This is a genomic window from Maribacter sp. IgM3_T14_3 (genome assembly GCF_049603095.1).
Classification (GTDB): Bacteria; Bacteroidota; Bacteroidia; order Flavobacteriales; family Flavobacteriaceae; genus Maribacter.
This window is the reverse complement of record NZ_CP187138.1, coordinates 2,690,069-2,702,613: the sequence shown is the minus strand read 5'-3', so window position 1 is coordinate 2,702,613 and position 12,545 is coordinate 2,690,069. Positions and strand designations below refer to the sequence as shown.

Annotated in this window: 10 protein-coding genes; 5 read left to right on the top strand and 5 right to left on the bottom strand. The window is 37.0% G+C overall.

Translation table 11 applies throughout. From position 1 onward, the window contains the following. The first annotated feature begins 45 nt into the window (after nucleotides 1–45). Entirely contained in the window at nucleotides 46–1,065 is a 1,020-nt protein-coding gene (locus tag ACPF9A_RS12135; RefSeq protein ID WP_423997233.1) for an NAD-dependent epimerase/dehydratase family protein, read from the top strand. A 112-nt stretch (nucleotides 1,066–1,177) separates the two neighbouring features. Beyond that, nucleotides 1,178–1,315 carry a hypothetical protein gene (locus tag ACPF9A_RS12130; protein ID WP_027065147.1) on the top strand — a complete coding sequence of 46 codons (138 nt, stop codon included), beginning with the start codon at nucleotides 1,178–1,180 and terminating at the stop codon, nucleotides 1,313–1,315. A 129-nt stretch (nucleotides 1,316–1,444) separates the two neighbouring features. Here ACPF9A_RS12130 and ACPF9A_RS12125 read toward each other — a convergent pair whose 3' ends face one another. Both ACPF9A_RS12125 and dinB read right to left on the bottom strand, forming a co-directional pair. Next, a complete protein-coding gene (locus ACPF9A_RS12125) occupies nucleotides 1,445–4,474 on the bottom strand; it encodes a DNA polymerase III subunit alpha (RefSeq protein ID WP_423997230.1) in 3,030 nt (1,009 codons plus the stop codon). Nucleotides 4,475–5,348: 874 nt separating this feature from the next. Beyond that, nucleotides 5,349–6,563 carry a DNA polymerase IV gene (gene dinB / locus ACPF9A_RS12120; protein WP_423997228.1) on the bottom strand — a complete coding sequence of 405 codons (1,215 nt, stop codon included), beginning with the start codon at nucleotides 6,561–6,563 and terminating at the stop codon, nucleotides 5,349–5,351. A 277-nt stretch (nucleotides 6,564–6,840) separates the two neighbouring features. Here dinB and ACPF9A_RS12115 point away from each other — a divergent pair, with 277 nt between their 5' ends. Next, entirely contained in the window at nucleotides 6,841–7,707 is an 867-nt protein-coding gene (locus ACPF9A_RS12115) for a hypothetical protein (RefSeq protein WP_423997226.1), read from the top strand. A gap of 1 nt (nucleotide 7,708) precedes the next feature. Here ACPF9A_RS12115 and ACPF9A_RS12110 read toward each other — a convergent pair whose 3' ends face one another. Both ACPF9A_RS12110 and ACPF9A_RS12105 read right to left on the bottom strand, forming a co-directional pair. Further along, on the bottom strand, nucleotides 7,709–8,038 hold the full coding sequence (locus ACPF9A_RS12110; protein ID WP_423997224.1) for a hypothetical protein: 330 nt from the start codon (nucleotides 8,036–8,038) through the stop codon (nucleotides 7,709–7,711). 48 nt (nucleotides 8,039–8,086) lie between these two features. Next, a complete protein-coding gene (locus ACPF9A_RS12105) occupies nucleotides 8,087–8,662 on the bottom strand; it encodes a hypothetical protein (RefSeq protein WP_423997222.1) in 576 nt (191 codons plus the stop codon). A gap of 272 nt (nucleotides 8,663–8,934) precedes the next feature. On the opposite strand from ACPF9A_RS12105, the gene ACPF9A_RS12100 reads away from it, so the two are divergent. Together ACPF9A_RS12100 and ACPF9A_RS12095 are read left to right on the top strand one after the other, a co-directional pair. Further along, the gene (locus tag ACPF9A_RS12100) at nucleotides 8,935–10,269 is read left to right on the top strand and encodes a hypothetical protein (RefSeq protein WP_423997220.1); all 1,335 of its coding nucleotides are present in this window, start codon (nucleotides 8,935–8,937) and stop codon (nucleotides 10,267–10,269) included. 152 nt (nucleotides 10,270–10,421) lie between these two features. Next, complete coding sequence (locus tag ACPF9A_RS12095; protein ID WP_423997218.1) at nucleotides 10,422–11,444, top strand: DNA cytosine methyltransferase; 1,023 nt, start codon at nucleotides 10,422–10,424, stop codon at nucleotides 11,442–11,444. A gap of 48 nt (nucleotides 11,445–11,492) precedes the next feature. Here the strand turns inward: ACPF9A_RS12095 and ACPF9A_RS12090 are convergent, their stop codons facing one another. Continuing rightward, a complete protein-coding gene (locus tag ACPF9A_RS12090) occupies nucleotides 11,493–12,299 on the bottom strand; it encodes a type II CAAX prenyl endopeptidase Rce1 family protein (RefSeq protein ID WP_423997216.1) in 807 nt (268 codons plus the stop codon). Nucleotides 12,300–12,545: the final 246 nt, after the last annotated feature.

Genomic DNA, 12,545 nt, shown 5'->3' with positions numbered 1-12,545 from the left:
CCCAATTTTAGATTTCAAATAAAAATTTTATAAAGGAGAATTCATATGAAAATTTTAGTAACCGGAGCTGCAGGATTTATTGGTTATCATTTGGTTGAAAAACTAATTAAAACTGGACATGAGGTAATTGGTCTAGATAACATAAATGATTACTACGATATTAATTTAAAATATGCCAGACTAGAAGATTCTGGAATTAAACGCCATCTCATTTCTGAAAATGGACAATTGACATTAAGCCAGAAGTATGGTAATTATCGTTTTACTAAAATGGATATTACAGATTTAACAAAACTGGAACATCTTTTTGAACGAGAAAAATTTAATTACATAGTTCATTTAGCTGCTCAGGCAGGTGTTCGCTACTCTATCGAAAATCCCCATGCGTATGTACAATCTAATTTAGTAGGTTTTGTAAATCTTTTAGAATGTTGCAGAAATTATAAGATTGAGCACTTTTTGTATGCTTCTAGCTCTTCTGTTTATGGCACAAATTCAAAAGTTCCTTTTTCAGAAGATGACAGCGTTGACAAACCTGTTTCTTTATATGCCGCTACTAAGAAAAGTAATGAGCTAATGGCCCATACCTATAGCCATCTATATAATTTACCCACAACAGGCTTACGTTTTTTCACTGTTTATGGACCATGGGGTCGACCAGATATGGCTCCAATACTTTTTGCAGATGCAATCACAAAAGGAAAAGCAATTAAAATTTTCAACAATGGAGATATGAGTCGCGATTTCACTTACATAGATGATATTATCAATGGCATTGAAATTTTGATCAATCATAAACCCAAAGTAAATGAGGATAATCTATTTTACCACATTTTAAATATTGGTAATGGAAAGCCCCAAAATTTATTAGACTTCATCAAAGCTATTGAGAACAGTTTAGGAATTATAGCCGAAAAAGATTATTTGCCAATGCAAGCAGGAGATGTACCTAGAACTTGGGCAGACACTAAACATTTACAAGAGTTGGGATATAAAAGTTCTATAGATATTAAAACCGGGGTTGGGATTTTTATTGAGTGGTTTAAAAAATATAATAAGCTATAAAATAAGAGTAACAATAAACTCCACCTTCGGCAAAAGTCTTCAAATTAATTAAACTACTTTTCAAGCTAATTTTTAAATCAATAGCAACCAAGTAATCTCGTAAATTGCCATCATGAAAAAACTAATTCAAATTATTGGTGCGTGGTACGGCGCAAAGAAAATTGGCGGAGGTAAATGTGGTTGTATTGGAACCGTTTTTGTATTCCTTATACTATACTGGATATTCGGTTATGTATTAGAGGCTTTTTGAGGATGGTTGTTGGTTGTTGGTTGTCGGTTGTCGGTTGATAGTAATTACGCCAAGCGCTGAACGCCTCACGCTATACGCTTAATCTGCGCTGAGCGTGTGGCGCATTGCGAATAGCGAGTAGCGCTTCCTCTATTTTCTAACTTCTATTTTCTCTTCTCCAGTCTTCTTTTGGTCAAAAACCTTAGCACTCGTTTTCATATCGGCATACCTGGGATCTTGAATGAAGTCTTGTTTTATTAATTTAATAACTTCTATGCTCAAGAAACCGAATTCACTGACTACTTTGCCGTAGAATCGATATATTCCTCTTCCTCTAAACATATATTTTGCGGCTACTGGAGGGAATAATACCGTATCGAAAACTTGCCCTTGTTGATCTAACAGCGTAGCAAAAAACATTGCTTTACCAGTGTGGGTTTTTGCTCGCTTTATAGTAATCAGATATCCGTAGATATCGATATTTTTATTCAGATACTTTTCGAAATCTTTACTTCCAGAAGTATTTAATGGCACCTCCTCCAATAGTTCAAACGGACTACATAAACTAAACCCTAACAACTCTAATTGCGTAAAAGCAACTTCTAGATTAGTACTGTACAAAGACGGAATCTCAAAATGCTGCTGTTTTGGGGCGAACAGTTTTGGGTGGTCTATTTTCTTGGTCTTGTTCAAGAATAAATGTGCTTTCCAAAGGAGTTCGTGTTTATTGGTATCCGTAAACCGGAAGGCATCAATACGTATTAAAATACTGACTTGTTCTATGGAGATCATCAGTCTGTCCAAAAAATCTTCCAACGACATAAAATTACCTTTTACGAAGCGTTCTTTTAAAATACGCTCCATCACCCGTTGTTCTAATTCCCGCAAATAGCCTAATCCTAAATACAAATCCTTACCATAAATACAATTACCTGCATTGCTTCTATTAACACAAGGCGGATGTATTGTTGCACCCAGCATGCGAGCTTCGTGCACGTAGAACTCGGGCTTATAAAATCCGCCGCCATTATTAAGCACCGCCACCATATATTCTAACGGATAATAGGCACGCAAAAACAAACTCTGGTAACTTTCTACCGCATACGATGCCGAATGCCCTTTTGCAAAAGCATAGCCCGCGAAACTCGCTACTTGATCCCAAATTTCTTGAATGAGTTTCTCGGCATAGCCTTTTTTACGGCAGTTGTCCATAAACTTGTCTTGCACCTTCTGAAACTCCTCTCGCGAACGAAACTTACCACTCATTCCGCGTCGTAATACATCTGCTTCCCCTAAATCTAGATCAGCAAAATGGTGGGCTACTTTTATAACATCTTCTTGGTAGACCATTACCCCGTACGTCTCTGGCATAATTTCTAACATCACCGGATGCGCCAGCTCCTCTGCCCTGCCCTTGTTACGATGGCGAAGAATATACTCGCGCATCATTCCGCTTTTAGATACTCCCGGGCGAATAATAGAACTTGCGGCTACCAAACCCAAATAGGTATCGACTTCAAGCTTCTTTAATAACATCCGCATGGCGGGAGATTCCACATAAAAACAACCCATACACTGCGCTGTTTTGACCAAATTATTGATTTTAGGGTCTCTCTTAAATGCCTTGATATCATGAATATCAAACTTGGCAAATTCCTCGGGGCGGTCGCGCTCTAAAATATCAAGTGTCTCTTTTATTTTCGATAGTCCGCGTTGGGCAAGAATATCGAATTTAAAAATACCGACATCTTCGGCGATAATCATATCGAACTGCGTGGTGGGGAATCCTTTTGGAGGCATATTCGTTGCCGAAAACCAGTGAATAGGTTTCTCGGTAATTAAAATTCCGCCTGCATGTATACTTAAGTAATTGGGCATACCATGAAGCAGCTGTGTGTATTTCAATACCAAAGTCGATATAGTATCTAACCTGCTTGCCTGAATATTACCATCGCACAGTAAATCTATTTCATCTTTCGGCAGACCGAATACTTTACCTAGCTCCCGAATTACTCCCCTTGATTGAAAAGTAACATAGGTACCCAACAGTGCCACATTTTCGAAACGATTAAAAATATACTCCGTCATAACCGGTCTGTCGCGATGTGAGAAATCAATATCAAAATCGGGCGGATTAACACGATACAGATTAATAAACCGTTCAAAATACAGGTCGAGCTCCATCGGATCCACGTCGGTAATAAAAAGCAGGTATGCCACAATACTATTAGCACCACTACCCCGACCTACGTAAAAGAAATTCTGCTTTCGGGCATAGGTGACAATATCCCAATTGATAAGAAAATAAGATACGAATCCCATTTTTTTAATGAGGTAGAGCTCTTTCTCTAAACGGTCTAAAACAGGCTGATCAATTTCTGGGTATCGCTTGGGCAATCCCTCTTGACATAACTGTTCTAGAAAAACCTCATCTTCTACTTTACTACCTAAGTACTTGCTCAAATTCTGAGGTTCTCGCCCTACCGAAAAATCAAAATGAATGGAACAAGCATCCATCAACTGCTGGGTATTTTCTAGTATAAAACTATGTTCAGAAAAATGCGCCGCCAAGTTAGGTATCGCATACATCTGTTCATCATCGCGCGCTTGCTCGTTAACCGACAACATACTCAGTAAAGTGTTGTTATCAATAGCACGCAACAATCGGTGGGCATTAAAGTCGCGCTTGTTTCTAAACGTGACCGGCTGCAGCAATACGATTTTATCGCGCTGCTCTAATAATTTCGAAAACCGGAGTCGTTTTAGCTCATTAACAGAAACCCCAATAAATTCATGTGCTGCAAAGACTTTTTTTTCACTTTGTAAAACTTTCTCAAAGGGATAAATAACAAACACATCTTTGAAATCTGGAGCGATATCGGGAATCTTCTTGTCTTGATGTATGTGATGCGATAAAAAGTTATTGAGTTCTAGAAATCCCTCATTATTTTTTGCTACACCTACAAAGCAAGGCTCCACTCCGTTTCTAAAATCGATACCCAAAATGGGTCGCACATCATATTCGGGTGCTTTACGAACAAAGTTCAAACAGGCCGATGTATTATTAATATCTGTCAATACCAATTGCGTCACCCCATGGGATTTTGCTAATTGCAAAAGCTCAATCTCGGAGAAAGTTCCGTAGCGAAGGCTGTAGTATGTGTGGTTGTTTAGGTACATTTTGGTTGATGGTTGTTCGTTGTTGGTTGTTCGTTTTTTGCGCTGAGCGCTAGACGCTGTTCGCTTGACGCTTTGCGCAGTACGCTTTTTTTTTGCGCTTCGCGTGCGGCGCAATGCGTTTTTCTCTTCTCTATTTTCTATACTCTAACTTCTTTTCTCTCCTCAATAAACAATAGGTCTCGACTGCGCTCGACCGGACAACATTTAACCGTCTTTGCGAGGTTTTTTCACCGAAGCAATCTGCCGAAAATGGGCACTAAGGATAATCATTGTCAACCCGATTCAACAAATCACTTCGTCGTGCCTCCTCTTTTTAGTTGATGGTTGTTGGTTGTCGGTTGTTCGTTTTTTGCGCAGTACGCTTAACGCTATACGCTATACGCTATTTTTTTTGCGCTTCGCGTGTGGCGTGCGGCGCAATGCGTTTTTCTCTTCTCTATTTTTTATATTTTCTTTTCTAACTTCTACTTTTTCACTCGAGATTTCACTTCGGCTACGCTCAGTGAACGGGTATGGCCTTTGCGAGTTTTTTTGCGCTGTTCGCTTGACGCTAAGCGCTATACGCTATTTTTTTGCGCTTCGCGTGTGGCGCTCGGCGTGCGGCGTGCGGCGCAATGCGTTTCTCTCTTTTCTATTTTCTATATTCTCTTTTCTAACTTCCATTTTCTCACTCAAGATTTCACTTCGGCTACGCTCAGTGAACGCATTTCGTCTTTGCGATTTTTTTTGCGCTTAGCGTGTGGCGCTCGGCGTGCAGCGCATTACCCTAAGCATTTTTCATTCTCAACAAACGATAGACCTCGACTGCGCTCGACCAGACAAACCCCAACAACGAACAACGAGAAACGAGCAACCAACAACCATCAACCAACATCTACATCTTCCGATGCGCAAGCACTACCGGCGGCAGTCCGTTGAAAGGGTTATGCATTCTACCGATTGTTTTTGCCCCCATGCCCGATGCTCGTAAGACACTTTTATCTCCGTAGCGTTTTCGAATGTTATCTAAGGCATTGTAAAGGCTTAGTATTTCTTCGGTATCATCGAATAAATTGATTTGGTAATTACCCGATACTAAATGACTGAAACGTATACCAATCAACCTTACTAATAACCTACGGTTATATAAGTTCTTGAACAGATCCAAAATTTTAGGTATTAAAATATGGTCTGCGCTGGTATAGGGGATCCGCATTTGCTTTGAATAGGTATTAAAATCTGAATATCGAATTTTTACTGAAATACAGGCGGTTAGCTTATCTCCACGTCGTAATTGATATGCCAGGTTTTCGGTCATGGCGATTAGAATACCACGTAGTCGGTTTACATCAATCGTGTCTTTATCAAAAGTCCGTTCTGTAGAAATTGATTTTCGCTCGCAAAACGGAATCACAGGTGTATTATCAATACCATTGGCACGTTTCCATATGACTCCGCCATTAGCACCCAACACCCGTTGCATTACCTCCATCGGCATTTCTTGAACCGTACGTACTTGTCGCAAACCCAAATTCCGTAGGGTCTGATAGGTTTTATCGCCCACCATCGGTATTTTTTTTATGGATAGCGGAGCTAAAAAAGGTTTCTCCAGTCCCTCATCTATCTTCAATTGATTATTTGGTTTCGCCTCGTTCGTCGCTATTTTAGAGACTATTTTATTGGCTGATAATCCGAAGGAAATGGGGAGTCCCGTTTCTTTAATAATCTTCTTTCGCATTTCAGAAGCATACTGGTAACAGCCGAAAAAGCGATCCATACCAGTGAGGTCTGCATAGAACTCATCGATGCTTGATTTTTCGAATACGGGTACGTACTCTTTTATGATTTCCGTCACCACATCTGAGTGTTTACTGTAATCACCGGCATTACCCCGAATTACAACAGCATCGGGACAAAGTTCGCGTGCCATTTTCATGGGCATACCCGAATGCACTCCGAATCCGCGAGTTTCATAACTACAGGCCGCTACTACACCGCGGTCTCCCGTACCACCCACCAGTAAAGGCTTATTATGCAGCTCCCGGTTATTGAGTCGCTCTACGGATACATAAAATGTATCTAAATCTATATGAAGTATGGTCTTGCTCATAACTATCCCTCTAAAAAATCAGAATAGCTAAATTATGGATTATTTCCAATTATTAGGATTATTTCCATTTTTTAACATTAAAAAATAAAAGCTGTAGAAACTTAAAATTTGCAAAAACAGCTTACAAAAAGAGACTGATTAAACATCACTACTTTAAAAAAGACCTACTATTATATTAAACTGGCACAAATTTTCGTTTACTAACATATATCTCGTAGATTTTAAAGGTGTCAAACCAATACAGGTTTCATACTATCTTTGAGATAATACATTACATATGCGTCAAATACATTTCATATTATTATCTGCCCTATTACTAGTATCTACTATTAGTTTTGCGCAAGATATCGCTACCATAAATATCGTTTCCCCAAATGAAAATACTGCCTGGAATATTCCGGATAAAATTACTTTGGAGTGGAATACAGTCAAAATTGATACTAGCAAGTCTATCCGTTTTTTTCTGGTACGTAATGAAATGGTAGTACAAGAGCTTGGTTCTTTTAAGAATGATGGTTTTGAAGACGGAATCGAATTGGCGAAAAACATTGGCTCTGGCAATAGATATCAAGTCGTTGCCATAGAACTATTCCCCGATGACAAATTCAATATTGCCAAAAAGGTAACCCCGTTCTTCTCTATTACGAATGCAGCATCCGACGAAAGAAAGAAAAAACAGCAGCTGGCAAATATGAACACCGTTGTTGCTAAAAAGAAATCTAAAAGCAAAACCAAAAAACAAGCTACACCGAAACAGACTGAAGTTGTTCAAGTAGAAAGTAAGCCCGAAGTAAGAGATAGCTTTGATGGCAGAAAAATTTCATATACCAAAGAGTTCGAATTCGAATCTGAGAATCTTATTGTAAAAATTTGGGACCATGGCAGACAAGATGGCGATATTGTATCTATCTATCTGAACGGTGTACAAGTAGTTAAAAAGTACTATTTGACCTATTGGAAAAAGGAATTCAAAATAAAACTTGACCCTAAAAAATCTAACGATCTATTCCTTTATGCCCATAATTTGGGCGATTCGCCACCAAATACGGTTTCGGTAGAAATATCTGATGGTAAAAAATCTGAAAATATTGTTTTGAACTCCGACTTACAAAGTTGCGAGGCGGTATTGATCAGTGTAAAATAAGTTACCCTTTCATAAACTGAATTAAGTAAGCAATTAAAATACTTACAAAAAGACCCATGTTTACTTTGGCAAAATCATTCACCAACATTTTATAGGTTTTTTTTAATTCTCCTTTCTTTAGGCGGTAGCTTATAGCAATCTCCCTACCTGCCAAAATTCCTATAAATGCCCATGTAGTACTCATTGGTATGGTATTTACTGTCGTAAAAAAGAATAGCAAAAGACCATAACAAGCATCGATTATTGTTGCCGAACGTATATGCTGAGTATTCGATTTTTGATTCACAATCCCCTGAATCTTACCACCTTTCGAATTAAATATATACGCCATTATAAGCAGAATAAGCGCTAATGAAAATGCAAGTTCATATAATGACAATTACCTTGGAAGAAATACAAAAATATTGGCAAAATCTTGTATTAACCACTGCGACCAAAGAAAGCCTGTTGAAAACCATTGTGCCACTAGCCAATAAGGACGCTGCTTTTTCTTATCCATTAATCGAATAGAAGCCGGAGATTCAAATTTTTTCGTCAAAATCAAATACAACACAAATGCGGCAACGAAAGCCAGTGAATAACCGAATACAGATTTAAGTATCATTTTTTCTATCAATTGGCTCGACGAAAAAACACTTAAAATCATAAACGTAGTACTTGCAGGTATACCAAAACGGGTAATTACCACTAAAGAGATCGGCGCCAATAAATACCACCAGGGCATTGGATTAGGTAGCGGAATATTCGACAACCTGCCATAAGAAACGTCGCCACCGTTTATATACCAGCCATAAACCAAGGTAACGGTCAAAATAGAGCCGGCAAAGCCCCATAAAAGCCACCATTTAACATTTGCGTTAGAGGAAATGAACGTACCTAATGTTTGTATTACATCATTAGCGATCACAGCATATGCTGCTACAATAAAACCTAAATAAATAATGTATTGATCCATATATAAGTTTGATGTATAGCCTTTTTTACCACTAACAATCAATGCATTAACCTATGAAAAATAAAGGCCGAAAGTAGTATTAAAATTGATGCACCCATTTTATTTTATTAAAAATTTATTAATCACTTTTTATACTGTAAAAACCATTTCACAATATAATTTCAACCATTTCAATTATTCTTAAGTATGCCGCATAAAACAAACAGATGCCTATCTTTAAGCACAGTCAAAAAACTAACTCTATTTAGGTAGCCTAATTATTATCAGCATAAATGCCATTTAAAACTTTCTTTGATGAACCTGATAATTATAAGAATCGATTTGATTTTTATGAGCAAGGCGGCTCTCCATTATTGCTTGAAAAATTTATAGAAACGATAGAAGAGCAAAAAAATGACATTGAAGAAATCAACATTTCTTGGTATCTATATAACAATAAGCATTTACATAATTACCTTAAAGAAATATCGCAGACCGGTATTATTGTAAATGTCATTACCATACCCTTAGAAGGGTATGACGGTTCAAAACCACAATACCTAAAACATCTTTATACCAAAGAACAAAGCACTAAAAAATTCACTAAATATGCTTTAGCAAGAGAAATCTTAGGTGAGATGTACAGAACAGAGAAATATCCAAATTTCAATTTGTATTTCTTCTCCCATCTTTATGTACGCAGTGCCTTTGTAAATAAGTTCTCTAGAGGGTCGCTACCCTATTCGTTACACATAAAATCTGCCTATCTAAAAAAGAAGAATGGTTATATTTTAGTTTTAAGCTCTTCTAATTTGGCTGTTAGAGATTTGGTAAAATATGAATCTATGGTCTGTATTGAAAACGAACCACATTACGAAGCAAATGCCAAAGCATTTTTCATCGACCTTATACGCAACGCCATACCGATTAAAGCATTTAAAGGAGCATTGAATACTACTTGCAATACCTATAAGAAAATAGAATTCAGCAGCTCGAATCAAACACAAATTACTGCTCCGTTTTATCATAATTCTGCTAACCAATTAGAAACTACCCTCTCTGAATATATTTTAGCTGCTAGAACTAGAATTATCATTTGCGCACAACATTTGGCCGCTTTCGACTATACATTCAATGCTAAACATCATTCTACAATTCAAAAAAACGAAACAAGACGTGGTATTTTAGGTGCTGTGCTAGATATGGCCAACAAGGGTGTATCTGTTACTTGTTTGTCACAAACATTTGCACCAAGCACTGAGGATAAGAAAAAATATGAAACGGTAAAATTTAGAAGACCGGCGAACATCGGCAATTTTCAAAAATTTTATATTGAGCTCATGCTTACTAAAAACACATCGTATTTTGTCAATGAACATCTGCATTCCAAATTTATTATTATAGACGACATGCTCATTTATTGTTCTTATAATTTTACACCCACACAGTTCATCTTTTTAGATAATGTCAACATTTCTAAATTTAAAAATATGCCCGATGTAAGTTATGAGGGAATTCATTGCGAAGTAGTTATGCACCTTGTCATTAAAGATCTAAATACAGTAAATGCATTCGAAAAAAATGTACAGGAAATTATTAAAAAGAAGGAAACCATACAGGTGAAATAAGTAGAAGCGGACTTACATCATTAGAAAATCGATTCATAAGTTTACTATGCTATAAAAGCAATTTGAAATTCTAAAATGTATTTTTGTCTTAATGTGATGTTTTCTAAAAACCCTTTTAGAGCATCTACTAAATTAAAGAATAGCATAAGAAAATGAATGTAGTATCCTTTTTTGCTGGAGCAGGCGGACTTGATCTTGGTTTTGAACAAGCCGGATTCAATGTGATATGGGCAAACGAATATGATAAGGATATTTGGGAGACGTATAAAAAGAATCACCCCAATACCACATTCGACAATAGAAGTATTGTAGATGTACCTGCGGATGATGTACCCGATTGCGACGGAATCATTGGTGGACCGCCATGTCAAAGCTGGAGTGCAGCCGGTGCAGCTAGAGGTATTCAAGATAAAAGAGGACAGCTATTCTATGATTTTATTAGAATATTGGAAGCCAAACAACCCAAATTCTTCTTAGCCGAAAACGTAAGCGGAATGCTTATTGGCAAGCATAGCGAGGCACTTGATGGCATTAAGAATCTTTTAAAAAATGCCGGTATAGGGTATGACCTTTCATTTAAAATGCTGAATGCGTCTGACTATAATGTACCCCAAGACCGAAAACGCGTGTTCTTTATAGGTATTAGAAAAGATCTGAATTTCAAATATGAATTCCCGACAGAGACCTTCCCTAAAATAACACTTGAAACAGCTATTTCAGATTTAAAAGATACGGCAATACCTGCGCTAGAATTCAATAATACTAATGGTAAAAAGTGCGAAATAGCTAACCATGAATATATGATCGGTGGCTTTTCGACCATGTACATGTCAAGAAATAGAGTTCGCAATTGGGACGAACAATCTTTTACCATACAAGCAGGTGGTAGACATGCGCCGATACATCCGCAAGCACCAAAAATGAAGCTTATTGAAAAAGATGTTCGAGTATTCGTACCAAGAAAGGAGAATCTTTACAGAAGACTAAGCGTGCGAGAATGTGCTAGAATACAGACATTCCCCAATGATTTCACCTTCCACTACAAAAAAGTAGCGGCAGGCTACAAAATGATTGGCAACGCCGTTCCTGTTAACTTGGCGAAATTTTTAGCCAATAGTATTATGAAGCAATTAAAGGCTAACGAAACTAAAAAAAGCTACAGTGAAAATGACTAAAAAAGCAAGTGCTTATAACGCTGTAGAATAGTTAGAAACCTATTCTAATTAGTACACACTTTTTAGTTCTTTACTTGCCTCATTTATTTTTGGCGGCATAAAATACATGAAAATCAACATGATCACAAAATAAAGAACCGCAAATGTAGTATAGGTATTGTCACCCGCATCTGGTGAAATCGGCAACAAAACAAGAGACATATTTAACATCGATTGTATTACCAATACACATATTCCACTTTTGGTTTTTGAGTATACAATAGCACACATACCAGCAGCGCCCATCATATTTAAAAATAATGGCCATACTGGTAAATCTTCTATTACTCCGACATTAATAAGAACGGAAGGTAGCCACCATAAAGACCAAACAAAGCCGATTACCTGAGTTGCGTAAAACGGTTTAGTAATTTTTGAAAGTTCACGAAATGCATATCCGATCCATACTACTTCACCGAGAAAAGCCCAAGACAAAAGAAACAAAGTAAATTTTAAGGTAGGTATATAGATCTCAAAATCAAGAATAGACATATCTTCATTATAGAGAGCTACAATTGATAAGGTTAGTAAACCAATTGTAAATGCGAATAGTAGTCCAAATAGATACCATTTTGGGTGCACTTTCCAAATTAGCATAGGTCTAAACAAATTCTTTATTCCCTCTGTTCCTTTTGTGATTTTTACAATAAAAAGCAATAAGAACATCAGTGCATAAAAGCGACCATTGGTATAAGGAAAGAAATCTATTAGTCCTTTACTTTTCAAGTAAGTGATTACAAAATTAAGTAAAGGTGCGAGAGCTAAAAAAATCCATATTTCGTACTTTCTTAGAAAGTCAATCATTTTTGTGGTCATCGGTAAATTTCTAATTATAGTTGGGAATTGCTATCTATTATCTTGAACTAATCTCTTGATAAAAGAAATATTTGCGAATATAGTTTTATCATTTTTTATTGCAACTCGTTTTAGTTGTAAGAGCTATAATTAAGGTTTAAACGCCAATTTTCATGTTGTTTCAACAAATAACATTCATGTATTTATTGCGCCGAAAATTCCAAAATAATCTTCATGAATTTTACCTGACACCTTAGATTCGTACTA